The following is a 25,163-nucleotide window of genomic DNA, read 5'->3' on the forward strand; positions in this document are numbered from 1 at the left end:
TGAAGCTCAGCGGCCGAAGCTGCCCATGCCGGGGAAGCCGCCGCGGCCGAACTGGCCGAGCGCGCGCATCATCTTGCCGAGACCGCCACGCTTCATGCGCTTCATCATGTCCTGCGTCTGCTCGAACTGCTTGAGAAGACGGTTGACCTCCTGCACGGGGACGCCCGCACCGGCGGCGATGCGCTTCTTGCGGCTGGCCTTGATGAGGTCGGGCTTGCGGCGCTCGAAGGGCGTCATGCTGTCGATGATGCCCATCGTGCGGCGGACGGACTTCTTGGCCTCTTCGTCGTTGACCTTGGAGGCGGCCTCCTGGAATTGCGCGGGGAGCTTCTCGAGAATGGAGGAGAAGCTCTCCATGTTGTTCATCTGGGAGAGCTGGGCGCGGAAGTCGTTGAGGTCGAACTTGTCGCCCTGACTGATCTTCTGCGCAAGCTTTTCGGCTTCGGCGATGTTGATCGACTTCTGAACGTCCTTGACGAGGCCGACGATGTCGCCCATGCCGAGAATGCGGGAGGCCATCGCCTCGGGATCGAAGGCGTCGAAGCCCGTGAGCTTCTCGGCGGTGCCGACGAACTTAATCGGCTTGCCGGTGACGTGACGCACGGAGAGCGCCGCACCGCCGCGGCTGTCGCCGTCGATCTTGGTGAGGACCACGCCGGTGAGCGGGAGGCGCTCGTTGAAGGCCTTGGCCGTGTTGACGGCGTCCTGGCCGAGCATGGCGTCGATCACGAAGAGCGTTTCAACGGGCTTGAGGAAGGTGTTGAGCTCGGCAACCTCCTGCATCATCGCCTCGTCGATGGCCAGACGGCCGGCCGTGTCGACGATGAGCACGTCGAAGAACTTGCGTCGGGCATGGTCGATGGCGGCAGCGGCAATCTCGAGCGGCTTCTGGCCGACGGTGCTCGGGAACCATTCGGCGCCCGCCTGTTCGGTCACCGTCTTGAGCTGTTCGATGGCGGCCGGACGATAAACGTCGGCGGACACCGTGAGAACCTTCTTGCGCTTCGTTTCGATGAGGTACTTGGCCAGCTTGCCAGCGCTCGTCGTCTTGCCCGCGCCCTGAAGACCGGCGAGAAGGATGACAGCGGGAGGCTGGGTGTGAAGATTGATGTCGCGTTCGGCGGCGGGCACGTCGCCGCCGATGATGGCGGTGAGCTCGCGCTGCACGACGCCCACCAAGGCCTGGCCGGGATTGAGGTTACCGACAACCTCTTCGCCCATGGCCTTTTCCTTGATGCGGGCGAGCACTTCACGCACGACGGGCAGGGCTACGTCGGCCTCGAGAAGCGCAATGCGAACCTCACGCAGCATGTCCTTCGTGTTTTCTTCCGTCAGACGCGCTTGACCGCGCATGGTCTTGACGATTTTGGAAAGGCGCTGGCTTAATGAGTCGAGCATGGTTTATGGATTCCTGGGGTTGACGGACAGGCGCCTGAAGGGCCTGTCCTGAGGACGGCGGGCGCGCAGCGCCGGCCGTCGCGGCTCCCGAAAGAGCGGGCTTGGGGGAGCGCTTCTGAAAATTGGAGTCCGAGACGCGATTTCAGGGATATCTAAGCCCGTTGCGGCTAGAATCATGTTTGCAAGGCGTGTCTTCGGATGCTGTTCGGGTCCGCCGCAGGCGTCGGGAGCGCTTCCGGCCCTTCAAGCCGGAGCGGCTTTCACCGTCCTTCGGCAAACTTCTCATTTTAGTGGGAACGGCCGAGTTTTGCATCGATCTCCAGCCTCCTCGAGCGCGCCGGCCAACGCCCGCGCCTCGATCGAACAAGTCAAAAAACAAGAGAACACAGAATGACCATTCTTACCATCTGCACCATCATTGCTGCGATCCTTTATCTGGGCTCAGGGATGGCCATCATCGGCTCGATGAAGGGCGAGGGCTCGGGAGCCTCCTCCCTCATCCGCTGGCCCGTGCTTGCCGGTCTGGTGATGCAGGGCTACGCCCTTCACGGCGAAATGTTCGGCGAAGGTGCAGTCAACTTCGGATTCGGCTTCGCGATGTCCGAAATGTTCTTTTTTGCGGTGATCATCCTTCTGATCGAGACGTGGATTCATCGTCTGCACGGCCAGTTCGGCATCGTGCTCATCGCTGCCGCCGTCGGCACGCTGAGCCCGCTCCTGTTCACCGGCCAGGTGATCCCCTCCGTCGAGTGGACGACGATCTTCCGCTGGCATCTGCTGCTTGCCATCGCGGCCTACGCCTTCCTCATGATCGCCTTCGTCCACGCCGTACTCATGGCGCTGATCAACCGCCGCCTGAAGAGCCCGGCGGTCGGCGAGACGTCGAAGTTCCTCGACTCCATGCCCGCTCTGGTCGTCATGGAGCGCATCTTCTTTCGAATCGTGGTCGTGGGCTTCCTCTTCATCACGCTCACGCTGATCGTCGGCGCACTTGCCACTCAGGAGGCCAAGGGCGTCTACTTCCTCTTTGACCACAAGACGATTCTCACGTGGCTTGCGTGGGTGTTCTTCGGCATCCTGCTTGCAGGCCGCCGCGTTGCGGGCTGGCGCGCCCGCACCGCCCTCAACTGGTTCTGGGCAGGCTTCGTCGTCTTCGTCGTGGCCTACTTCGGCTACAGCTTCATTCAGGAACTGGTCCGCTGAGGAGGATTCATGGGACGCATCCTCTTTTTCGTGGCGCTGGCTGTCGCCATGTGGGTTGCCTGGACGCTCAGTCGCAGGCGCAACAGTCTTGACAACGAGGAGCGCCGTGAACTCAAGCGCCTGCGTGCCAAGGAGCGCGAGGCTCAGGGAAAGTCTCGCGAGCCTTCAGGCGAGGTGATGGTCAAGTGCGACCACTGCGGCCTTTACTTTCCCAAACGCGAGGCCGTGCTCAGCAAGGAGCGCGTCTACTGCTCGAAGCGCTGCCGCGATGCGGCGCGGGACGGGCAATGACATCCCCCGACCGCGCCTTCGACGGGTGGCTGCCCGGCGTCGTGCGCCGGCTCTCTCCGCACTTCAACGAGCGTCCCGAAGGGGCGCTCGTTTCGCTGGCGGTCCTTCACTTCATCTCTCTGCCTGCAGGACGCTTCGGCGGGGAGGACGTCGACGCCCTCTTCATGGGGACCCTTGACGCCATGAACCGCCCCGAATACGAGTCCCTGAGGGGCCTGAGGGTCTCCTCCCATTTCTTCGTGCGCCGCACGGGAGAAGTCAGACAGTATGTGAGCGTTCTGGACAGGGCCTGGCATGCTGGCGTCTCGTCCTTCGAGGGGCACACGGGGTGCAACGACTTTTCCGTCGGAATCGAGCTCGAGGGCACGGGCGAGACGCCCTATGAAGACGCTCAGTACCTGGCGCTCGGAGAACTTCTGGGGACGCTGACAAGAGTGCTGCCCGTGGAAGCCGTGACGGGGCACGAGCACATCGCGCCCGGCCGCAAGCAGGACCCCGGCCCCTCCTTTGACTGGGATCGCGTCAGGGAAATGGTTCCGGGGCGCGTCAGGATCGTAACCGAACCTCAGGTCATGCCCTGAGGTCGGGATAGTCTGATATAGTCGACTGAATTCAAAATTCAGGTCTCCGTCGCCATGCCCACCCTTCTCACTGGACTCATTCAGTTTCTCTTCACGTCCGTCATGTCGATTCTCGGCGTGCTGCTTCTGTTGCGCGCCTGGGTCTACGTGTGGGCCTTTTCCCCGCGTCATCCGATCGTGCAGCTTGCGCGACGCGCGACGGACTGGCTTGTGGAGCCGCTCTCGAAACTCATTCCGAGGAGCGGTTCCTACGACTGGCCCAGTCTCGTGGCTGCGCTTGTCGCCGCCGTCATCATGGTGCTCATGCAGCGTGTGCTGACGGGGATGCCCTATACGCCGATCGGTCTGGTGATCGCCCCGCTGGCCACCGTGCTCCGCTGGGCGCTCGAAATGATGTCCTGGGGCGTCTTCATCTGGGTGGTGATGACCTGGCTGAATCCGCAGAGCCCGATGACCTACGCGCTCGGCACGCTTGTGGATCCGTTCGTTCGTCCCGTGCGCAAGATCATTCCGATGTTCGGTCGCTTCGATCTGTCGCCCATTGTCGTGATCATTCTGGCCAATGTCCTGCTGATGCTCGTGACGCCGATTTCCCATGGCTTCATTCCGCTTTGACGCCCGACGGGCTTCAGACAGTGAAAAGGCGCTCCGCTGTTCGGCTTGGAGCGCCTTTTTCTTTATGACCAGCAGTCGAAGGGAGTGCCCTCCCTGACTGCCTTTTCAACCAGCTCGGCGTTGATGCGGTAGCTCGGTCCCGTGGCCGTTGCCTTTGCGGCTCCCATGACGGTGCCCGCAATGGCGCAGCTGACGGCGTCAAGCCCCCTTTCCATGCCCCACAGAAGGCCGCCGCGGTAGGCGTCGCCAGCGCCGACTGGGTCGACTGCCTCGACCTTCGGCGCAGGGATGACGGTTTCCTCGCCCTTCTGCCAGACGGAGCTCCCTTGGCTGCCATGGGTGCAGAAGACCGCGCCCGTGAGGCGGGAGAGTTCTGCGGGAGAGAGACTCGTGTGCTCCTCGATCATGAGGGCCTCGTAGTCGGAGAATGCAACGCAGGCCGCCGCTCTTGTCAGGGCGAGAAGCTCGTCGCCAGAAAAGAGGGGCGTCGTCTGGCCCGGATCGAAGATGAAGGGGATGCCGTGCGAGACAAAGGCCTTGGCGTGCGCCAGAAGCGTGCTTCGCACGCTGGGGGCGAGGATTCCGCAGACTATGCCCGTGTCGTCAGGCCAGGGAAGGCGATCTGCGTGCGCCATGGCGCCGGGACTGAAGGTGGCCAGCTGATTGCCGTCCCTGTCGGTGGTGATCATGCACTGCGCCGTCCATTCGTTCGGCATGACGGTCACGCCGTCCGTGCGAATGCCCTGACGTTCAAGATGCCGGAGATAGTCGTCCGCATCCCTGCCGACGGCGGTCCAGACAAGGGGATCTCCGCCAAGCTGCTTCAGACTGTAGGCGATGTTTGCGGCGCAACCGCCGTAGGTGCGCCTCATGGAGTCCGCCTGAAGCGTGACGTTGAGTCGGTCGAGCGCCTCTGCCCTGAGCGTGTCGGCAAAGCGTCCCTCGTGCGTGAAGACCGTGTCGTAGGCGATGGAGCCGGAAATGATGACGGACATGGGTTTGCAAAAAGGCAAAAGGCGCTCCGCCGTACGGCGGAGAGCCTTGGTCTGAAGGTTATTGAAGGGCGGAGACGGCCTTCACGACGGCGCTTGACGCATCGTAGGGAAGCGGCGTCGTGACCGTCAGGCGGACGGCAACGTCGGCACCCGGCGCAACGGCGTCGCGGCCGCCGAAGCCGTAGTCGGCAGGCTCGAGCACCCGTTGAGCGAGTGTTTCGCCTGCGGCGTCAAGCAGCTTCATCTCCAGAATCGGCAGTGCCTGAGGCAGTTCCGAGGTGTTGGAGAGGCGGGCCGTCACGACGGGCAGGCGGCGGGCGACTTCACGGTCGGCGTCGTCGGCCGTCTCGAGCGGACGCTCGATCTCTGCGGTCACCTTGAAGGCGGCCGCGTTCTGCCAGACGAAGCCGGGGCACGGTGCCTTCATGCAGACCTCTTCATAGACGGGGCGCAGCTGCGGCATCGTGCCGAGTACGGTCTTGTGGCCGAGAAGAAGGCCGGTGGCGGACAGAACGACGAGGGCAAGAAGCGTGACGAGCGTCCAGAGCACGCCATGGGACCGTTCGGCGGACTCGGGCGCACGGGGTGCGGGCTCGGCGGCCGGAGGGGCCTCGGGAGCTTCGGTCCTTGCGTCGAAGTCCGTGAGCGAATCGGCGATGCGGCTCATGACGGCCTTGCCCTCGCGAGCCTCCTCCTGCATGACGGCCTGACGGCGGGCGGCCTGCTGAAGACGGGCGTCGAGCTTTTCGTCTGGCACGCTGAGGCTTTCCGTCTTGTCGGCGGAAAAGCATGCCTGACATTCCGTGCAGTGGAGCATGTCGGCGGCGAAGTCGTCCTTGACTCGCCACAGGGCCCCGCAGGCGGGACAGCGAAGAACTTTGGCCATGGAGAAGTCTCCCAGATGCAGTCTTGACGTTTACGCGCGGCGTCCGGCGATGCAGACCCAGTCCTCTTCCTGACGCCAGACGGAGAGCTTGACGGCAGGGTCGATGGCCTGATAGGCGGCGATCACTTCTTCGGCCTGCTTGGCAAGCACGCCGGAGAGCACGAGCGCGCCGCCCTGCTTCACGCGGCCGAGCAGAGCGGGGGCGAGAAGCTTGAGCGGATTGGCGAGGATGTTGGCGACGACGATGTCGTAGGTGCCTTCGGGCATGTCGTCGGGAAGGTAGAACTTGGCTTCCACGTGGTTCATGAGCGCGTTGTCGCCTGCGGCCTCGACGGCCTGCGGGTCGATGTCCGTGCCGGCGACCTCGGCCGCGCCGACGAGTTTGGCGGCAATGGCGAGGATGCCCGTGCCGCAGCCGTAGTCGAGGACACGGTCCGTCGCCTTGACGTTGGCGTCAAGCCACTGCAGGCAGAGGTGGGTGGTCGGATGGGAGCCTGTGCCGAAGGCGACGCCCGGATCGAGGCGCACGTTGATGGCGTCCTCGTTGGGAAGGTCGTGCCAGGTCGGCACGATCCAGAGACGGTCGGAGACCTGAGTCGGCTGGAACTGCGCCTGCGTGATGCGGACCCAGTCGGCGTCCTCGACCTCCTCGGTGCCGAGAAGCTCGGGCTTTTCGCACTTGAGGGCCTTGACGGCGATGGCAAGCGATGTCTCGAGGTCGAAGTCGTCGTCGGCAAGAATGGAGACGATGGAGCGCGGCCAGGCGCAGTTGTCGGGCTCGAGTCCCGGTTCGCCGTAGAGCGGCTTTTCGTCGGTCGATTCGGCGTCGGCGTCCTCGATGGTGGCGGAGAGCGCGCCCGCGTCCATCAGCATGTCGGAAAGCGCTTCGGCGCTGCGTTCGTCGGCAAGAATCTTAATCTGGCGCATAAATCCTCAACGGATAAAAAGAATGCGGGAGTCAGGTCAACTCCCGCAGCTGAAAAAACTAGGTTACTTGTGGGCTTCCGCGCGGGACCGGAGCTTCTCTTCGAGATAGTGGATGCTCGTGCCGCCCTGAAAGAAGCGTTCGTCGGCGAGGAGTTCGCGATGAAGCTTTGTGTTGGTCTTGATGCCCTCGACGGCAAGTTCGGAGAGCGCGACGCGCATGCGCGCGATCGCCTGCTCGCGGGTATCGCCGTGGGCGATGATCTTGCCGATCATGCTGTCGTAGTAGGGCGGAACCGTGTAGCCGGAGAAGACGTGCGTGTCGATGCGGATGCCGGGGCCGCCGGGCAGGTGCCAGGCGGTGACGCGGCCGGGACTCGGCACGAAGGTGAACGGGTCCTCGGCGTTGATGCGGCACTCGATGGCGTGGCCGCGCATCGTGATGTCGCGCTGGCGGACCGAGAGACGCTCGCCTGCGGCGATGCGGATCTGTTCGCGCACGATGTCGACGCCCGTGATCATTTCGGTGACGGGGTGTTCGACCTGAACGCGCGTGTTCATCTCGATGAAGTAGAACTCGCCGTTTTCATAGAGGAACTCGAACGTGCCGGCACCGCGGTAGCCGATGCGGCGGCAGGCCTCCACGCAACGGTTGCCGAGGCGGTCGATGAGCTTGCGGGGAATGCCGAAGGCGGGAGCCTCTTCAAGCACCTTCTGGTTGCGGCGCTGCATGGAGCAGTCGCGCTCGCCGAGATAGACGGCGTTCTGGAAGTTGTCGGAGAGAACCTGAATTTCGATGTGGCGCGGGTTCTCGAGGAACTTCTCCATGTAGACGGTAGGGTTCCCGAAGGCGACGCGGGCTTCTTCGCGGGTCATGTTGACCGAGGTGATCAGCGCGGCCTCCGTGCGCACGACGCGCATGCCGCGGCCACCGCCGCCGCCCGCCGCCTTGATGATGACCGGATAGCCGATCTGGCGGGCGATGCGGAGGATTTCCTGAGGATCGTCGGGGAGCGCACCGTCGGAGCCGGGAACGCAGGGGACGCCCGCTTCACGCATGGCCTGCTTGGCGCTCACCTTGTCGCCCATGAGGCGGATGCTTTCGGCGCGCGGGCCGATGAAGGTGAAGCCGGAGCGCTCGACTCGTTCTGCGAAGTCGGCGTTTTCGGAAAGGAAGCCGTAGCCTGGATGGATGGCCTCGGCGTCCGTGACCTCTGCGGCGGAAATGATGGCCGGGATGTTCAGGTAGGAGAGGTTCGACTGGGCGGGGCCGATGCAGACGCTTTCGTCGGCAAGGCGGACGTACTTGGCGTCCGCGTCGGCGGTCGAGTGCACGGCGACTGTCTTGATGCCCATCTCGCGGCAGGCGCGCTGGATGCGCAGGGCGATTTCGCCGCGGTTGGCGATCAGAATTTTTCCAAACATAGCGACGCGTGCGGATTATTCGATGATGAAGAGCGACTGGCCGAACTCGACGGGCTGGCCGTTTTCAACGCAGACTTCCTTGACCGTGCCGTCCATGTCGGCCTCGACTTCGTTGAGAAGCTTCATGGCTTCAATGATGCAGACAACCTGGCCCTTCTTGACCGTGTCGCCGACCTTGACGAAGGGATCGGCTCCGGGCGAGGGAGCGCGGTAGAAGGTGCCGACCATCGGGCTGGTGAGCGGCGTGCCGGTCTGCTGCGGCGCGGTGGGAGCGGGCGCGGGGGCGACTTCCGGGGCGGGAACGGGCACGGGCATCGGCTGGGCGACGGTGACGGGCTGATGGACTTGAACGGGGGCTGCGCCGTTGCGGTTGACGATTCGGACCCGGTCTTCGCCTTCGGTGATTTCGAGTTCGGCAACGCCGCTTTCGCTCACGAGGTCGATCAGTGTCTTGAGTTTGCGCAGATCCATGATGGTTTAGGCCTTGTTATTTGAAGGAGATCCGGGACGGACGCCGAATGGGGACGGGCGTCCTGCCGCAGCCTCCGTTTTGTATGGAGTTGATGGTTGTGGGCTTGTGCTTAAGAGGCGCGCATCGTACTACTTCTCCGAAAAAGCGCCAACTTGTTCGCAATTGTCGCTACTTTAGCTCAAAAAGTAAAGACCGGAACACTGCTGTCCGGAGAGGCGGGGGAAAATATTGTCTTCAAATGTATGCGTCTTGAGCGGCCGGCAGCGTCAATGATACCGAGCGCACGAGTTCATGCACATGCCGAAAAAAGGCTAATCCACGCCGAGGAGCCTGCGAAGGCCCTTTTCGGAGAGTCCGCAAAGGGCTTCTTCGGGAAGCTGCCATTCGTCAGGCGGGACGGGCTTCGCCGCCCTGTGGGAGTTCGTCACGGTGATGAGGACGTCCTCTCCCCTGCATTCAGTCTGAAGCACGGTTCTGAAGGAGCGTCCCCGTTCGGAGGACTCCACGGGTTCGTATTCAACATCCATGGCGAGAAGCGCGAGCTCCACGGCCTTTTCGTCGTCGGAGCGGATGAGGATGCGCACAGGATCGTCCTCGACGGCGTCTCCTGCAAGAACGGATCCCGTCAGCAGGGGAGACCAGTCGGAAAGGGACGACAGGACGGAGAGCGCCGCAAGGCGCTTCTTGTCCAGAAGCGCCTTGTGCCCCTCGGGATCGAAGCAGGCGAACCAGCGCCTGAGCTCGGACGCCACGGCGGCATCGGTCGGCCGAACTCCCGTCGAGCGAACGACGGTCTCGACGGCCCGATCCCTGCTCATGCGGTGGGATGCGATCAGGACGGCCGCCTGAGCGGCGGCTGAGGATTCTTTGGAGCGCGGGAGGTCATTGGGTTGCACGGATGTCTCCGGAATGAAGGTGCGTGAGGCGTCATGGACGATGAGCCAATGATAGTGCGGCGGCTTTCAGGGCGGGGATCCTCCGCGCGGTAGAATGAAGCACCTTCCGCCTCCATCCTGGTTTGAGGAACAAGTACATGCACATTCATATTCTCGGCATCTGCGGCACGTTCATGGGCGGCGTCGCCCAGCTCGCGTGCGAGGCCGGCCACAAGGTGACCGGGTGCGACGCACACGTCTACCCACCCATGAGCGACGCGCTCCGCAATGCGGGGATCGAGATCATGGAGGGCTATGACGTCTCGCAGCTTGATGCCGTCCGGCCCGACGTCTTCGTGATCGGCAACGCCATCTCCCGCGGCAATCCGCTTCTCGAGGCGATTCTCAACAGGGGGCTTTCCTATACGTCCGGTCCCGCCTGGCTCTGCGAGCATGTGCTTGCGGGCCGCCACGTGCTTGCGGTCGCGGGCACGCACGGCAAGACGACCACCACGTCGATGCTTGCCTGGATCCTTAAGGAGGCGGGACTCGAGCCCGGCTTCCTGATCGGCGGCGTGCCGCAGTGGAGCCCGCGCTCCGCGTCGCTCGGCCGAGTCGCCCCGATGTCGCCCTTCGTCATCGAGGCCGACGAATACGACACGGCCTTCTTCGACAAGCGGAGCAAGTTCGTGCACTATCGTCCCAGAACGGCGATCCTCAACAATCTTGAATACGACCACGCGGACATTTTTGAAAATCTGGCCGCCATCGAGAAGCAGTTCCATCATCTCGTGCGCATCATGCCCTCGGAAGGTCTCGTCGTGGCGAACGGCCGCTGCGAGGCGCTTGACCGCGTGCTTGCGAAGGGCTGCTGGAGCGCTCTAGAGCGCTTTGACTCTCCTCAGGACGGCTGGTCGCTTTCCGATGACGGCGAGGCGGCGTTTGAAGGCAGGAGCTTCGGCCGTCTGCAGCTCGGCATGCCCGGCCGCTACAACGAGCTCAATGCACTGGCCGCCGTTGCTGCGGCGCGCAGCGTCGCCGTCCCTCCCGAAAAGTCGCTCGAGGCGCTCGCGGCCTTTGCGGGTGTCAAGCGCAGGATGGAGGTCAGGGGCGTTGAGGACGGCGTGACCGTGATCGACGACTTTGCGCACCATCCGACCGCCATCGCCGAGACGATTCATGCCGTCAGGAGCCGCATGACGTCGGGGAGGCTTCTCGCCGTGCTCGAGCCGCGAAGCAACACCATGAAGCTCGGCACGATGAAGGACAGGCTTGCGGGTTCTCTGCACGAGGCGGACGAGGTGTTCTGCTTCGCAGGAAAGGGCGTGGCGTGGGAGCCCGCGGAAGTGCTCGACGTCATGGGCGAGCGCGCCTTCTGCACGCATGACCTTGACGTGCTCGTCGAGGCCGTTCTCAAGGAGGCCCGTCCGGGAGACACGGTCCTCTGCATGAGCAACGGCGCGTTCGGCGGCATTCACGGCAAGCTCCTTGCGGGACTCGCCTGCAGGCGCGAAGCGCAGTGAAGGGTGCACGGGCGATGACTTCCATTCTCTATCTGCACGGCTTTCTGTCCTCTCCCGAGTCGAACAAAGTGAGGGTGCTCAGGGCGGCGGCCCCCGATGGCGTGCGCGTGTTCGCTCCCGATCTGAACGTCCCGCCTCTTGAGGCCGACAGGATCATCAGCGGACTGGTCGGGCAGGCGGAGGCCGACGGTCTGACGGTCGTGGGTTCGAGCCTCGGCGGATTCTGGGCCGCGCGAGCTGCCGTCAGGCACGGCCTTCGCTGCGTGCTGCTCAATCCCTGCTTCAATCCCTGGGTGTTCGTGGGCAGGCACGTGGGCGTGCAGACGATCTACGGCACGGACAGGAGGATCGAGGTGAAGGCCTCGGCCGCCGACGAACTCATGGCGCTCGCCGAGGAGGTGTCGCCTCTGGCGGTCGATCCCGGACGCACGCTCGTCGTGCTGGGAACGGCGGACGAGACGCTTGACTGGCAGGCGGGGGCGAGGGCCTATGCCGCCTGCAGGCAGGTGATTATTCCCGGCGGGGACCACCGCATCTCGAACATCGGGGCGGTCATGCCCCGCATCATGGACTTCATTCTCAATGAAGGCTGAGGCGGGCGCACCGCGCCTTGTTTTGGCACAATAGGGGGCGTTTTCCCCTCGACCATTACTCATTCGCCCAGAGCGGATGTAAAGCGACAGATTCATGAATCTCTTTTTTGAAGAAGACGGCTCCTTCAAGGCGGGCACCGTGCTCAGCCAGGCAGGCAACGCCTATCAGGTGCAGCTCCCGACGGGACGCCGGACGAAGATCAAGGCCTCGCACTCGTTCTTCGAGTTCGAGCAGCCTGCTCCCGCAGACCTCGTGACCCGTGCTCAGGCCATGGTGCCCGAGCTCGATCCCGCCTTCCTGTGGGAGGTTGCGCCCGAGGGTGAGTTCACGTACGCGGACCTTGCAGCCGACTACTGGGGCGGCTCGGCCGGCCCTGTTGAAAAGGCCGCCCTTCTCTGGGCGCTCCACGGCAATCCCGTCTACTTCTACCGAAAGGGCCGCGGCGGCTACCGCCGCGCCCCCGAGGACATCCTTCAGAAGGCGCTCGAGGCACTTGAGAAGAAGCGCCGTCTGGAGGAGCAGCGCAAGGCTTGGACGGCCGAGATGGTGGAGGGAACGCTTCCTGACGTCATCCGCCGCAACGCCATGACGCTTCTCATTCGGCCGGACAAGAACGGTATCGAGTGGAAGGCCCTGAACGACGCCTCCGCCGAAACGCGCCAGACGCCGCTGCGCCTGATGCTCTCGCTCGGCGGCATCGCCTCGCCATGGCGCTGGCACGTCGACAGCTTCTACGCCATGAACTTCCCGCAGGGCCGCGGCTTCCCCTCCGACCTGCCTCTGCCGCCCGAGGCGGACTGGTCGCAGTATCCGCTTGCGGACGTCAGGGCCTTTTCCATCGACGACTCCGACACGACCGAGGTTGATGACGCGGCGAGCGTCGTGCATCTCGAGGGCGGTCGCACGCGAGTGGGCATTCACATCGCCGCGCCTGCGCTCGGCATTCTGCGCGACGATCCGCTCGACAAGGTGGCCCGCGCCCGCATGAGCACGGTCTATGCGCCGGGGCTCAAGACGACGATGCTTCCCGATCCGTGGATCAAGGCCTTTTCGCTTGACGAGGGCCGTGCGGTGCCCTGCCTCTCGCTCTACGTGACGGTGGACGACGAGACCTTCTCCGTTGAGAAGACCGAGACGAGGCTTGAGCGCGTGAGCGTCACGCGCAATCTGCGCTACGACAAGATCGACTCGCTCGTGACCGAGGAGGCGATTCAGTCGGGCACGCTCGACGTTGAGTTCGCGGACGAGATCTGCTGGCTCTGGCGCTTTGCCAAAAAGCTTCAGAAGGACCGCGAGGAGGTCAGGGGCCGTCCCGAACCCGTGGGCCGTGTCGACTGGTTCTTCGCGCTTGAAGGCGAGGGCGAGGATGCGCTCATCCGCGTCAAGGGCCGCCGTCGCGGCGCGCCGCTCGACCTGCTTGTCGCTGAGCTCATGATTTTCGCCAACAGCACCTGGGGCCTCTGGATGGAGGAACACGGGACGCCCGGCATCTATCGTTCGCAGCGCATGGGCCGCGTGCGCATGAGCACGACCCCGGGGCCGCACGACGGTCTGGGCGTGGTGCGCTATGCGTGGAGCACCTCGCCGCTGCGCCGCTACGTCGACCTCGTCAACCAGCGCCAGATGATCACGGCCGTGCTTGGCGAGCCGCCCGCCTATCAGGGCAACGACGTCGAGCTCTTCACGATCGTGAGCCAGTTTGAAAACATCTACACGCTCTACGGCGACTTCCAGACCCGCATGGAGCGCTACTGGTCCCTGCGCTGGATCATGCAGGAGAGCGTCGGCCAGATCGAGGCCATCGTCGTCAAGGGCGATCTGGTCCGCATCGACGGGCTTCCCTTCATGCAGCGCGTGCCCGGTCTTCCCGAGGATCTGCCTCGCGGCCGCAAGGTCCTGTTGCAGATCATGGGGTGCGACCTCGTGGACCTCGTCATGGATTCCAGGCTTCTGCGTGTTCTTGACGAAACCGCCGACACCTCGGACGAGGATGAGGACGAGGAGGCGGCTCTTGAAGAGCAGGCCGCAGTCGAAGGGGGAGAGGAAGCTCAGGGCGGGGACACCGTGTCCGAGTCATCCGCTTCCTGAGTCCCGGACGCAGGTGACAGGGCGGTGATTTCCGCTCCGCCTGCGCCAATAAATTTCAGGGAGCCCCTACCCGAAGGCTTCATACTCGTGGTAGGCTCCCACCTGCGAAAAGTCATGACGGGTTCCGAGTCCCTCCCTTCAGGGGCTCTTCAAGTGTTTCGGAGAAGGTGATGCCTCACAGTCTGAAGGATTACGACGAGCTGCATGACGGCCAGGGCCACCTTGTCCGCGACTCGGAGGAGGCCTCCCGCGCCCTCGAGTGGGTGCAGCAGATCCTTGAGAAGGATCAGGACGAGCACCACGGCGGCGTGGAGCGCAAGGGGGACGAGGATGACGAGGCGCTGCCCATCAGCGACGAGGCTGCAGCCGAGCTCAGGCAACTTCTCGAACCCCTCCATCCGGCCGACGTGGCCTGGATTCTTGAGGCCCTGCCTCTCGACGAACGTCTGGCCGTCTGGAACCTCGTCAAGAGCGAGTCCGACGGTGACATTCTCGTCGAGGTCAACGACGGCGTCCGTGAAACCCTGATCGACGCCATGGATCGCGACGAGCTCGTCGATGCCGTCGAGACTCTCGACACTGACGAGATCGCCGACCTTGTGGACGACCTGCCGCCCGACGTGATGGCGCAGGTTCAGGAAGGTCTCTCCCACGAGGAACGCGCCCAGCTTCGAGCGGCCATGTCGTATCCGGAGGAGAGCGTCGGCGCGCGCATGGACTTTGAGATCGTTTCGATCCGGGAGGAGACGACGATCGAGCTCGTGCTCCGTTACCTTCGCCGCTTCGAGACGCTGCCCGACCACACCGACCAGGTCTTCGTGGTCGATCGTCTGGGGCATCTCAAGGGCACGCTGTCCCTTTCGCAGATCCTCACGACGGATCCCGCGGTCCCCGTCAAGGACCTGATGCACACCGACATGCTGACGCTCAATCCTCTTGAGGACTCGAGCGACGCCGCGCAGGCCTTCGAGCGCTACGACCTCGTGAGCGCTCCCGTGGTCGACGAGGCGGGACGTCTGGTGGGCCGTCTGACGGTCAACGAGATCGTGGACGTGATCCGAGAGGAAAGCGAGGAGGACGCCTTCGCGGCCGTCGGTCTTGACGATGAGCAGGACATCTTCGCCAGCGTGTGGGAGGCCGCCAGAAGCCGTTGGCTCTGGCTGGGCGTCAACCTGTGCACCGCATTCTTCGCGTCTCGCGTGATTTCGGCCTTCGACGGCACGATCGAGCGCGTGGTCGCGCTCGCCGCCCTGATGCCCATTGTGGCGGGCATGGCGGGAAACTCGGGCAACCAGACGCTCACGCTGCTGGTGCGCTCCCTCGCCATGGGGCAGGTGACCGAGGCAAACAAGGCGGACCTCATCAAGAAGGAGGTCCTGGTTTCCATCATCAACGGCATCCTCTGGGGGGCGATCGCAGGCCTGTGCGCCTGGGGACTCTACTGGGATGCACCCGAGGGCAGGATGCTGGGCCTCGTGATGTTCCTCGCCATGCTGCTCAACATCATTCAGGGTGCCGTGGTCGGTCTGGCCGTGCCGCTCATCCTCCGCTACTTCGGCCGTGATCCGGCCATGGGCGGATCGGTGCTTCTCACCTTCACGACCGACTCGGGCGGCTTCCTCATCTTCCTGGGGCTTGCCACCTTCTTCTTCGCGTCGTAAGAGCGGGGGACGGGCGCGGTCGAGCGCCGTCTCTTCAAAGATCGCCGAAAAGGCGCTTCAGGTCATCCATGCCCTTTTTCCCTGCGGCGGGAGCGTCTCCCTCCGCTTTGGAGATCTCGCGGATGGTGTAGCCCTCCTCGATGACGTCGCGCCAGTAGCTGCCGGGCGAGCCCGAGTTGAGAAAGCGGTCCGCGGCTTCAGGACCGATGTTCTCGACGCGCACGAGCCTGTGCGTGTCGAACTCGACGTCGAGATGACGCGCTCTGGCGTCGTAGCCGGCGGACAGAATGCCGCCGCGGTGAATGAGTCTGCGCTTCATGGTGTGTCCGATGAATCCGTGAACGATGGGTCAGATCATTGTATCCCCGCAGGATCGGATGCCCGGAGAGGGTAAATACCTCGTATAAAGTGCCCGAAGCTTGAGGCAGACCATGCTTTCGGGCGTTTCAAAACTTGAAAGGGCGGCAACTTTTTTGCTAGCATCGCCCCCTGATCGAACACTACAAAGGATTTGAGGCTCCTGCGGGAGTTGGAGAAGCATCCGCTCTCCCCGCCGCCTGCCACCCCTCCGGCATGGACGCGCGGCTCACAAGACAGACTTCATGACCTTCAGAAAACAACCTCGACAATTCCGGATCTCGCATCTTGTTTCGGTGAGCGTGCTCGCCCTGACGCTCGGCGGAGCCGCGTTCTGGTCGGATTCCGACTATGCAAGCACTGCGCCCGCGCTTTCGTATGCGCAGGAGGACCTGAACGCTCGTGCGGATCTCAGGCAGCGCGAGGGCGTGCTCTCCGGCGTCACACCGTCCCTGTCGCTGCTCGATGCGCCTGCTGCGGCGAGGGAGGAGGCGACGGCCTCCTCGGAGGAGCTGACGGTCGAGGACAACGTCATTCATGAAGGCAGCCCCCGCCATCTAGTGGCGGAATACATCAGCAGAACCTTCCGTGTCTCGATGCGGGATGCCCGCCAGATCACGGACTGGGCCGTGGAGATCGGCGAGGCCAGGGATCTTGATCCCCTGCTCATTCTCGCCGTCATCGGAACGGAGTCGAGCTTCAAGCCGACGGCTAGGTCGAATGCGGGCGCAGAGGGCCTGATGCAGGTCATGACGAGCGTGCATGAGGCGAAATTCGATGCCTTCGGAGGCCCCGAGGCCGCCTTCGATCCCTATGCGAACATGGTGGTCGGCACGGACATTCTTTCCTATCTGATCCGCCGGACGGGCAGCGTCAGGCGCGCCCTCAAGTGGTACAGCGGCGCGGCCAATCTCGAGGACGATCGAGGGTACGGAGCTCGCGTGATGCGCGAGCACGGCCTTCTTACCGTTGCGGCCGAAGGCAGGACCGATGCGGCGGTAAAGCTTCACCGCGCTGGCAAGTCGGCGTCGGAAGGCGGGGCTGGCAATGCCGCCAAGCTGGGCTTTGCGCACTGGACCAAACTCTCCGAACGGACCGAGGGCGCTCCCCGCGCCCGCAATGCAGACCTGCGCGGCAAGGCTCAGGCGTCCTGACGCCTACCGCTCTCCGTAGTCGCCCGTCAGGGTGTTGAGCCAGACGGCTGCGGCGATGCCCGCAGTTTCGGTTCTCAGTACGCGCGGGCCGAGCAGGACGGCGAGCCAGCCGGCCTCTTCGGCCAGATCGATCTCCTCAGGCGAGAATCCGCCTTCGGGGCCCACGGCGAATGCCACCGACTTCTCCTCGCCCGTCAGCCTCGTGCCGTGCGCGGCCCCGGGAGCCAGAACGAGCCTGCGGTCCGCCTGCGTGCCGAGCATCGCCTCCTTGAAGGAGGATGCGCCGCGGATTTCGGGCACGACGTTGCGTCCGCACTGTTCGGCGGCCGATACGGCGATGTCGCGAAGCTTCTGAAGGCGCTTTTCGAGACGTTCTCCCGCGAGCTTCGTCACGCTGCGCGCGGCGGGCGTCAGCACGATTTCGGAGACGCCCGTCTCTACGGCCTTTTCCACGATCCAGTCAAGCTTTTCAGGTGATACGAGCGCCTGCACGAGCGTCATGCGCACGGGGGGCTCGACCTCGGGCGTCTCGACCGCGTCGAGCGCAACGTAGGCGCCGTCCTGATCGAATCTGATGCGGCCCCGCCACTGGCGTCCCGTTCCGTTGAAGACGACCGTCTCCTCGCCTGTTCGCAGACGAAGAGCGCGTCCCGCGTGGTGGGCGGCCTTGGGCGGCAGGACGACTTCCGCCTGCTCGGCGAGAGCCTTGTCGAGCGCTTCGGTCTCGACTTCAACGTAAAAGCGTGGTGCGGCCATGAGTTCTCCTTGACGTTCTCTCCGCCGTGAACGACGGAGATTCTCTACTGCGTTAGCAACTTGCGCTGCTGATTACTTCGGTGGATTCCTGCTGCTGATTCGGCGCCGGCTTTTTAGACCGACCCAAATTCACTTGAGCCTGAGCATTCCTCTCAGACTCCCCACAGGCTAACGAGCTTCGTCCGCGCTCTTTGATGTTGATCGCAGCCACGACGTCCGCGTTTCCCTGATGTCCGCAGGAAACGCATTTGAACAACGCCTGCGTCTTGCGATTGTCTTTGGAAACACAGCCGCATATCGGGCAGGTGCGACTTGTATTCTGCGGCGGCACCGTATGTACGTGTCCGCCAAGTCTCAACGCCTTCCAATCAAGCTTGGAGAAAAATATCCTCCAACCCTGATCGAGAATGGAACGGTTGAGACCACTCTTTTGTGCAACGCGAGTGCCGTGCTCCTCAACAGTTCCCTTCGCGGATGCCGTCATGTTCTTGATCTTCAAGTCCTCTCTGAAAATCTCTGCGTGGTTCTTGCAGATATTCAGCGAGACCTTTTCGATGAAATCACGACGGACATTGGCGATATGCTGATGTAGCCTTGCAATCGCTGCCTTCTGTTTGCGCCAATTCTTCTCGAACTTCTGCATTCTTGCGAGCCTGCGCTGCATCCTGGCGAGCTTCTTAAGCGCCTTCTTGAGTGCGCCGCACGGTTCGAAGAACGTGCCGTCGGAAAGCGTGCAGAAACGGACGCATCCCATGTCAATGCCGATACTGTCGCCGGCATGCTTGGGAGGTTCCATTTCGTACTCGGTCTGGATGGAAACATACCATCCGTCGGTTTGTCGGGAAACCGTTACGTTCTTGGCCTTGCCTTGAATGAAGCGGCTTCGCTTGTATTTGACCCAGCCGATGCTCGGCAGATAAATCTGCCGACGTCCTTCATCAATCTTGAAGCCCTGGGGGAAGCGGAAGGAGTCCGTGGTCACGAACTTCTTGTGCTTCTTCGGGAAAGCCGTCAGACCTTTGAAGAACTTCTGGAAGCCGTCCATCAGATCCTTCAGCGACTGTTGGAGAACCTGAGAGTGCGTTTCCCTCAACCAGGGATTCTGCTCCTTCCAAACCAGCAGTTCGGTGCAGAGCTTCGCATAGCTGAGATGAAAGGCAGGATCCGCTGTACGACGCTCTTCATTCCATGCAAGCCCTTGGTTGTACACCCAGCGCGTGCAGCCGGCGAAGCGGGACATCTTTTTGTCCTGAGCTCCGTTGGGTTTCAGTTTGAACGAAAAGCCTTGGCGAATACTCATGCCTATATGATACTAGCGTTCATCAAAAACACGCGGCTTATATCTCCGCCCTGAAGGACGGAGATATAAGCCGCAATTGGGTAAAACAGGATGGGAAGTCTGCGGACATGCGGGTTTCCGCATTCCGAATCCATGTGCGGAGAGGAGCTCCGTGGTTTCACACTCGGTTGGCCCCCTCCTTTTGTTGCTAAAATAATAGATTAAGTCAGACAGCGGCGTACAAACCTTAGGGAAGGTCGCCGCCTTGCCTTTTCGGGGTTTCTTCCCTCCGGTTTTCTTCAATCCGCTCACAGAAATACTATGACCTCTCAAGCCTCTGCTCAGATGATGGCCAACGCGATCCGTGCCCTCAGCATGGACGCCGTCCAGAAAGCCAAGTCCGGTCACCCGGGCATGCCCATGGGCATGGCCGATATCGCGACGGCCCTCTGGTCGCGTCACCTTCGTTTCAATCCGACGAATCCGAAGTGGACCGGCCGCGACCGCTTCATCCTTTCGAACGGCCATGGCTCGATGCTGCAGTACGCTCTGCTGCACCTCACCGGCTACGACCTTTCGATCGACGATCTGAAGGCTTTCCGTCAGCTGCACAGCAAGACGCCCGGCCATCCCGAAGTGGATGTCACGCCCGGCGTTGAAACGACGACTGGCCCGCTCGGTCAGGGCATCGCCAACGGCGTCGGCATGGCGCTTGCCGAAAAGATGCTTGCGAACGAATTCAACCGCGAGGGTTTCCCTGTCTTTGACAACCGCACCTACGTCTTCCTAGGCGACGGCTGCATGATGGAGGGCATCAGCCACGAAGTCTGCTCGCTCGCCGGCGTCTGGAAGCTCAACAAGCTCATCGCCATCTACGACGACAACGGCATTTCGATCGACGGTGACGTCAAGGGCTGGTTCGGCGACGACACGCGCGGCCGCTTCGAAGCCTACGGCTGGAACGTGATCGGCCCGGTCGACGGCCATGACATCGACGCCATGGACGCCGCCATCGCCGAGGCCAAGCTCTCCGAGGATAAGCCCACCCTCATCATCGCCCGCACCACCATCGGCAAGGGCTCGCCCAACCGTCAGGGTACCGCCAAGGTCCACGGTGAAGCGCTCGGCGATGAGGAAATCGCCGCCACCCGCGCCGCGATCGGTTGGCCCTACGCTCCGTTCGAGGTTCCGCAGGAGGTCTATGACGCCTGGGATCACCGTGCCGAAGGCGCCCGCATCGAAGCCGAATGGCAGACGATGTTCGACGGCTATGCCGCCCAGTATCCCGAGCTCGCCGCAGAACTCAAGCGCCGCCTCGCCGGCGACCTGCCCGAAAACTGGTCCGACACCGTGATGGACGCCCTCTGCGCCGCCGAAGAGGCTGCCGAGACCGTCGCCACCCGCAAGGCCAGCCAGAAGGCCCTCAACGCTCTTGCGCCCGCGCTTCCCGAACTGCTCGGCGGTTCCGCCGACCTGACGGGCTCGAACCTCACGAACTGGACCGGCGTCAAGTCGCTTAACAGCGGCGACTTCCTTGCCCGCCACATCAGCTACGGCGTCCGTGAGTTCGGCATGTCCGCCATCATGAACGGCATTGCGCTCTACGGCGGTTTCATTCCGTACGCCGCCACGTTCCTGACGTTCTCCGACTATTCCCGCAACGCCCTGCGCATGTCCTCCCTCATGAAGCAGCGCGTCATCAACGTCTTCACGCATGACTCGATCGGCCTTGGTGAAGACGGCCCGACGCATCAGTCCGTCGAGCACGTGCCCAGTCTGCGCCTCATCCCCGGCATGCATGTCTGGCGTCCCGCCGACACGGTCGAGACGATCATCGCCTGGGCGAGCGCCATCGAGCGCCGCAACGGCCCGTCCTGCCTCGTGTTCACGCGCCAGAACGTTCCGTTCCTCGATCGTGACGAAGTGGATGCCGACGCGATCGCCCGCGGCGCTTATGTTGCCGCCGAAGCGCCTGCCGGCGCCGGTGAAGCCGAAGTCGTGCTTCTCGCCACGGGTTCCGAAGTTGGTCTCGCCATGAAGGCCCGCGCCGAGCTGACGGCCCGCAACGTTCAGGTCCGCGTCGTTTCCATGCCCTGTGCGAACCTCTTCGACGAACAGGACGAGGAATACCGCCGCGCCGTGCTGCCCGAAGGCGTGCCCGTGCTTGCCATCGAGGCTTCCAAGTCCGACCTCTGGTACAAGTACTTCTCCGGCAAGGGCGCCGTGATCGGCGTCGATACCTTCGGCGAAAGCGCGCCGGCCTGCGTCCTCTGGGAACGTTTCGGCTTTACGGTTGAAAACGTGGTTGCCAAGGTTGAGCAGCTTCTCAAGTAACAACAAAGACAGAAGGATTAGACATGACCATTCGTGTTGCCATCACCGGTTTCGGCCGCATCGGCCGCAACGTTCTCCGCGCTCACTACGAGGGCGGCAAGAAGCATGACGTCGAAATCGTCGCGATCAATGCCCCCGGCGACCTCGCCATCCACGCCCATCTTCTCAAGCACGACTCCTGCCACGGCCGCTTCAACGCTGACGTGCAGGTCGAAGGCACGGACACGCTGATCGTCAACGGCGACCGCATCCGCGTCTTCGCCACGCGCGACCCGAAGGAGATCCCCTGGGGAGAACTCAACGTCGACGTCGTGATGGAGTGCACGGGCGCCTTCAATTCGAAGGAAAAGAGCATGGTGCACATCGAGCAGGGCGCCAAGAAGGTCCTGCTCTCCGCTCCCGGCAAGACGGCTGACGCTACGGTTGTCTACGGCGTCAATCAGGAGGTCCTCAAGGCCTCCGACCTCGTCGTCTCCAACGCCTCCTGCACGACGAACTGCCTCGCTCCGCTCGCCAAGGCCCTGCACCGCACGGTAGGTATCGAACGTGGCCTGATGACCACGGTCCACTCCTACACGAACGACCAGGTCCTCACCGACGTCTATCACAAGGACATGCGCCGCGCTCGCGCTGCCACGCTTTCCATGATCCCGACGAAGACCGGCGCAGCCAAGGCCGTGGGCCTCGTGCTTCCTGAGCTCAACGGCCTGCTCGACGGCTTCGCCGTCCGCGTCCCGACGATCAACGTCAGCTTCGTCGACCTCACCTTCATCGCCAAGCGCGACACGAGCGTCGAGGAAATCAACGCCCTCGTGAAGGCCGCCTCCGAGTCCGAAGACCTCGCCGGCATCCTCGGCTACAACGACGAGCTTCTCGTCTCCACCGACTTCAACGGCGATGACCACAGCTCGATCTTCGACTCCACGCTGACGAAGGTCTCCGGCAATCGTCTTGTGAAGGTCACTGCCTGGTACGACAACGAATGGGGCTTCTCCAACCGCATGCTTGACACGGCCTGCGCGATGATGGCCGCCAAGTAAACGGCAAGTTCCGATGATCATGAAAGCCATGCCCCGGATCCGCATCCTCGGCGTGGCTTTCGCACTTTATGTTTCCTGAGCGGCGCAATGCGCCGCACTCCCTTTCGGAGAACAAGTCATGCACGTTCTGACTCTTGAAAAGCTTGCCAAGGACGGTCTTCTCGCCGGCAAGCGCGTCCTGATCCGCAGCGACCTCAACGCGCCGCACGATGAAAACGGCCGCATTACCAACGAAACCCGTCTTGTGGCCAGCGTTCCCGCCATCCGCACCGCGCTTGACGCCGGTGCCGCCGTGATGGTGATGAGCCACCTCGGCCGTCCGACGGAAGGCACCGTGACGCCGGCCGACAGCCTCGCGGGCGTTGCCCGCCGCATGGGCGAGCTTCTGGGTTGCGACATGCCGCTCGTCGCCGACTGGGTTGATGGCGTCAAGGTCGGGCCTGGCCATGTCGTGATGCTCGAAAACTGCCGCTGCAACGTTGGCGAAAAGAAGTGCAACGACGAACTCTCGAAGAAGTACGCCGCCCTCTGCGACGTCTATGTCAACGACGCCTTCGGCACGGCCCACCGCGCCCAGGCTTCCACGGTCGGCGTCGCCCGCTACGCTGACGTCGCCTGCGCCGGCCCCCTGATGGCTGCTGAAATCGACGCCCTCACGAAGTCCGTCGAGGAGGCCCGTCACCCGCTCGCCGCCATTGTCGGCGGCTCCAAGGTCTCCACGAAGCTCACGATCCTCTCCAACCTCGCCGAAAAGGTCGACCGCCTGATCGTCGGCGGCGGCATTCTCAACACGTTCCTTCTCGCTGCGGGCAAGCCGATCGGCAAGTCCCTCGCCGAGCCCGAGCTCGTCGATGAATGCCGCAAGGTGCTCGCCGTGCTCGCCGCCAAGGGCGCCAGCCTGCCGATGCCCGTCGACGTCGTGGTCGCCAAGGCCTTCTCGGCCGACGCCGAGCATCGCGTTGCCGATGTGGACGACGTTGCCGAGGATGAAATGATCCTTGACGTCGGTCCCAAGACCGCCGCGATCCTTGCCAACATTCTCAAGAGCGCCGGCACGATCGTCTGGAACGGCCCGGTCGGCGTCTTTGAAATGGCTCCCTACGCCGAAGGCACCCGCGTGATGGCCGACGCCATCGCCGAGGCGACCGACAAGGGCGCCTTCTCGATCGCCGGCGGCGGCGACACGGTTTCCGCCGTGCACCAGTTCGGCATTGCCGACCGTGTCTCCTACATCTCCACGGGCGGCGGCGCCTTCCTTGAGTTCCTGGAAGGCAAGAAGCTCCCGGCCGTGGCCGTGCTTGAAGAGCGCGCCGCTCAGTAACAGGATCGCTGATCCGCATCCGGACGGCGGCAGGACCCATGGCCTCCGTCCGGACAACAAGGCGCCCCGCCTGAGGCGGGACGCCAACCGCATGCAGAGAAACCCCTTTGAGGAGAGAAAACATCATGAAGGAAGCCATTCTTGAACGATTCCTGCGCTATGTGGCCGTCACGAGCCAAAGCGACGGGAAGGCAGGCGTCGTCCCGAGCACCGAAGGCCAGCGCAAGCTCGCCGGCATGCTCGCCGAAGAACTTGCCGAACTCGGCTTCGTCAACATTGAGATTTCCGAATACAGCGTGCTGACGGCACTGCTTCCGGGCAATCTTCCCGACAACAAGGCCGTTCCGACGGTCGGCTGGTGCTGCCATCTCGACACTGTGGATGCCGGCCTCAGCCCCGACGTCCATCCTCAGGTGATCCGCGGCTATCAGGGCGGCGACATCTGCCTGAACAAGGAAAAGGACCTGTGGATGCGCACGTCCGAGCATCCTGAAATCGAGAAGTACGTGGGCGACGACATCGTCGTCACCGACGGCACCTCGGTGCTCGGTGCGGACAACAAGTCGGCCATCGCCAACGTCATGACGGCCTTCGACATCGTCGTGAAGGAAAACCGCCCGCACGGCGACATCTACGTCGCCTTCGTCCCCGACGAGGAGATCGGCCTTCTCGGCGCCAAGAAGATCGACTTCTCGAAGTTCCCCGTCGACTTCGCCTACACGGTCGACTGCTGCGAGCTCGGCGAAGTGGTCTACGAAACCTTCAATGCAGGCAGCGCCACGATCCGCATCAAGGGCGTCACGGCCCATCCGATGTCCTCCAAGGGCGTTCTCGTCAACCCGACTCTCATCGCCACGGACTTCGTGCAGATGATGGACCGTGGTTCGACGCCTGAATGCACCGAGGGCACCGAAGGCTTCGTCTGGGTCAACAGCATCGTCTCGAACCCCTCGCAGGCCACGGTTTCGATCAAGATCCGCGACCACAATCGCGAGAAGTACGAGGCCAAGAAGGAGCTCATCGCCTCCGCTGTCGAATACCTGAAGGTCCGCAATCCGCGCGCCAGGATCGAACTTGAAGTGAAGGACATGTACGGCAACATCGCCGACGCGCTCACGGACGACAACCGCTGCGCCGTCGACCATCTCTATCGCGCGCTCGAGATCGCCGGCGTCAAGGCCAACACGATTGCCATGCGCGGCGGCACGGACGGTTCCTTCATCTCGACGCAGGGCGTCATCACGCCCAACTACTTCACGGGCGGCCACAACTTTCACAGCAACTGCGAATTCCTGCCGCTTGGTGCGGCCGTGAAGAGCACGGAAGTGACGCTCACCCTGATCGACCTGATTGCAGGCACGAAGCACTAAGGTCAGGCTTGCTCTGAACCT

The 25,163-nt window shown here is 63.2% G+C and carries 23 protein-coding genes; 13 read left to right on the top strand and 10 right to left on the bottom strand.

Annotation, left to right across the window (positions count from 1 at the left end; genetic code table 11):
* Positions 1 to 6 precede the first annotated feature (6 nt).
* Positions 7 to 1,398: a signal recognition particle protein gene (ffh, locus tag HMPREF9465_RS08625; RefSeq protein WP_005436054.1), complete on the bottom strand. Its 1,392-nt coding sequence runs from the start codon at positions 1,396 to 1,398 to the stop codon at positions 7 to 9.
* A 390-nt stretch (positions 1,399 to 1,788) separates the two neighbouring features.
* Between ffh and HMPREF9465_RS08630 the strand changes: the two genes are divergently transcribed.
* Genes HMPREF9465_RS08630 through HMPREF9465_RS08645 form a run of 4 tightly spaced genes read left to right on the top strand, consistent with a single transcriptional unit; the run spans position 1,789 to position 4,088 of the window.
* A complete protein-coding gene (locus tag HMPREF9465_RS08630) occupies positions 1,789 to 2,601 on the top strand; it encodes a cytochrome C assembly family protein (protein WP_005436056.1) in 813 nt (270 codons plus the stop codon).
* Positions 2,602 to 2,610: 9 nt separating this feature from the next.
* A complete protein-coding gene (locus tag HMPREF9465_RS08635; RefSeq protein ID WP_005436058.1) occupies positions 2,611 to 2,892 on the top strand; it encodes a PP0621 family protein in 282 nt (93 codons plus the stop codon).
* On the top strand, positions 2,889 to 3,473 hold the full coding sequence (gene ampD, locus HMPREF9465_RS08640) for a 1,6-anhydro-N-acetylmuramyl-L-alanine amidase AmpD (protein WP_005436060.1): 585 nt from the start codon (positions 2,889 to 2,891) through the stop codon (positions 3,471 to 3,473). The genes HMPREF9465_RS08635 and ampD overlap by 4 nt, the downstream gene beginning before the upstream one ends.
* A 54-nt stretch (positions 3,474 to 3,527) precedes the next feature.
* Entirely contained in the window at positions 3,528 to 4,088 is a 561-nt protein-coding gene (locus HMPREF9465_RS08645) for a YggT family protein (RefSeq protein WP_005436061.1), read from the top strand.
* Between the two features lie 62 nt (positions 4,089 to 4,150).
* On the opposite strand, the gene HMPREF9465_RS08650 is transcribed toward HMPREF9465_RS08645, so the two are convergent.
* From HMPREF9465_RS08650 to HMPREF9465_RS12470, 6 genes are all read right to left on the bottom strand, one after another.
* Complete coding sequence (locus HMPREF9465_RS08650) at positions 4,151 to 5,083, bottom strand: carbohydrate kinase family protein (protein ID WP_005436062.1); 933 nt, start codon at positions 5,081 to 5,083, stop codon at positions 4,151 to 4,153.
* Positions 5,084 to 5,141: 58 nt separating this feature from the next.
* The gene (locus HMPREF9465_RS08655; protein ID WP_005436063.1) at positions 5,142 to 5,969 is read right to left on the bottom strand and encodes a DUF3426 domain-containing protein; all 828 of its coding nucleotides are present in this window, start codon (positions 5,967 to 5,969) and stop codon (positions 5,142 to 5,144) included.
* Between the two features lie 30 nt (positions 5,970 to 5,999).
* A complete protein-coding gene (gene prmA / locus HMPREF9465_RS08660) occupies positions 6,000 to 6,896 on the bottom strand; it encodes a 50S ribosomal protein L11 methyltransferase (protein WP_005436064.1) in 897 nt (298 codons plus the stop codon).
* Positions 6,897 to 6,959: 63 nt separating this feature from the next.
* On the bottom strand, positions 6,960 to 8,318 hold the full coding sequence (accC, locus tag HMPREF9465_RS08665) for an acetyl-CoA carboxylase biotin carboxylase subunit (protein WP_005436065.1): 1,359 nt from the start codon (positions 8,316 to 8,318) through the stop codon (positions 6,960 to 6,962).
* 15 nt (positions 8,319 to 8,333) lie between these two features.
* The gene (gene accB / locus HMPREF9465_RS08670) at positions 8,334 to 8,789 is read right to left on the bottom strand and encodes an acetyl-CoA carboxylase biotin carboxyl carrier protein (RefSeq protein ID WP_005436066.1); all 456 of its coding nucleotides are present in this window, start codon (positions 8,787 to 8,789) and stop codon (positions 8,334 to 8,336) included.
* A 312-nt stretch (positions 8,790 to 9,101) separates the two neighbouring features.
* Entirely contained in the window at positions 9,102 to 9,686 is a 585-nt protein-coding gene (locus HMPREF9465_RS12470) for a hypothetical protein (protein WP_005436068.1), read from the bottom strand.
* Between the two features lie 137 nt (positions 9,687 to 9,823).
* Here HMPREF9465_RS12470 and mpl point away from each other — a divergent pair, with 137 nt between their 5' ends.
* From mpl to mgtE, 4 genes are all read left to right on the top strand, one after another.
* A complete protein-coding gene (gene mpl / locus HMPREF9465_RS08680) occupies positions 9,824 to 11,188 on the top strand; it encodes a UDP-N-acetylmuramate:L-alanyl-gamma-D-glutamyl-meso-diaminopimelate ligase (protein ID WP_005436070.1) in 1,365 nt (454 codons plus the stop codon).
* A 14-nt stretch (positions 11,189 to 11,202) separates the two neighbouring features.
* On the top strand, positions 11,203 to 11,781 hold the full coding sequence (locus tag HMPREF9465_RS08685; protein WP_005436072.1) for a YqiA/YcfP family alpha/beta fold hydrolase: 579 nt from the start codon (positions 11,203 to 11,205) through the stop codon (positions 11,779 to 11,781).
* A 94-nt stretch (positions 11,782 to 11,875) separates the two neighbouring features.
* Positions 11,876 to 13,870 (top strand): ribonuclease catalytic domain-containing protein, encoded by a 1,995-nt coding sequence (locus HMPREF9465_RS08690; protein ID WP_005436073.1) that lies wholly within the window; start codon positions 11,876 to 11,878, stop codon positions 13,868 to 13,870.
* Between the two features lie 170 nt (positions 13,871 to 14,040).
* Positions 14,041 to 15,531, top strand: a complete 1,491-nt coding sequence (gene mgtE / locus HMPREF9465_RS08695; RefSeq protein WP_005436074.1) for a magnesium transporter — start codon at positions 14,041 to 14,043, stop codon at positions 15,529 to 15,531.
* Between the two features lie 34 nt (positions 15,532 to 15,565).
* Here the strand turns inward: mgtE and HMPREF9465_RS08700 are convergent, their stop codons facing one another.
* A complete protein-coding gene (locus tag HMPREF9465_RS08700; RefSeq protein WP_005436075.1) occupies positions 15,566 to 15,850 on the bottom strand; it encodes a KTSC domain-containing protein in 285 nt (94 codons plus the stop codon).
* Between the two features lie 283 nt (positions 15,851 to 16,133).
* Between HMPREF9465_RS08700 and HMPREF9465_RS12475 the strand changes: the two genes are divergently transcribed.
* Entirely contained in the window at positions 16,134 to 17,042 is a 909-nt protein-coding gene (locus HMPREF9465_RS12475) for a lytic transglycosylase domain-containing protein (RefSeq protein WP_005436076.1), read from the top strand.
* 3 nt (positions 17,043 to 17,045) lie between these two features.
* On the opposite strand, the gene HMPREF9465_RS08710 is transcribed toward HMPREF9465_RS12475, so the two are convergent.
* Both HMPREF9465_RS08710 and HMPREF9465_RS08715 read right to left on the bottom strand, forming a co-directional pair.
* Positions 17,046 to 17,798: a 16S rRNA (uracil(1498)-N(3))-methyltransferase gene (locus tag HMPREF9465_RS08710; RefSeq protein ID WP_005436083.1), complete on the bottom strand. Its 753-nt coding sequence runs from the start codon at positions 17,796 to 17,798 to the stop codon at positions 17,046 to 17,048.
* A gap of 52 nt (positions 17,799 to 17,850) precedes the next feature.
* Positions 17,851 to 19,098 (bottom strand): RNA-guided endonuclease InsQ/TnpB family protein, encoded by a 1,248-nt coding sequence (locus HMPREF9465_RS08715; RefSeq protein WP_038007355.1) that lies wholly within the window; start codon positions 19,096 to 19,098, stop codon positions 17,851 to 17,853.
* A gap of 300 nt (positions 19,099 to 19,398) precedes the next feature.
* Here HMPREF9465_RS08715 and tkt point away from each other — a divergent pair, with 300 nt between their 5' ends.
* The 4 genes from tkt to pepT all read left to right on the top strand — a co-directional run bounded on the left by tkt (position 19,399) and on the right by pepT (position 25,142).
* Positions 19,399 to 21,411 carry a transketolase gene (gene tkt / locus HMPREF9465_RS08720; RefSeq protein WP_147645302.1) on the top strand — a complete coding sequence of 671 codons (2,013 nt, stop codon included), beginning with the start codon at positions 19,399 to 19,401 and terminating at the stop codon, positions 21,409 to 21,411.
* A 23-nt stretch (positions 21,412 to 21,434) separates the two neighbouring features.
* Positions 21,435 to 22,451: a type I glyceraldehyde-3-phosphate dehydrogenase gene (gap, locus tag HMPREF9465_RS08725; protein WP_005436096.1), complete on the top strand. Its 1,017-nt coding sequence runs from the start codon at positions 21,435 to 21,437 to the stop codon at positions 22,449 to 22,451.
* Between the two features lie 118 nt (positions 22,452 to 22,569).
* The gene (locus HMPREF9465_RS08735) at positions 22,570 to 23,772 is read left to right on the top strand and encodes a phosphoglycerate kinase (protein WP_005436098.1); all 1,203 of its coding nucleotides are present in this window, start codon (positions 22,570 to 22,572) and stop codon (positions 23,770 to 23,772) included.
* A gap of 125 nt (positions 23,773 to 23,897) precedes the next feature.
* Positions 23,898 to 25,142, top strand: a complete 1,245-nt coding sequence (pepT, locus tag HMPREF9465_RS08740) for a peptidase T (protein WP_005436099.1) — start codon at positions 23,898 to 23,900, stop codon at positions 25,140 to 25,142.
* Positions 25,143 to 25,163: the final 21 nt, after the last annotated feature.

It is taken from the genome of Sutterella wadsworthensis 2_1_59BFAA (assembly GCF_000297775.1).
Classification (GTDB): Bacteria; Pseudomonadota; Gammaproteobacteria; order Burkholderiales; family Burkholderiaceae_F; genus Sutterella; species Sutterella wadsworthensis_A.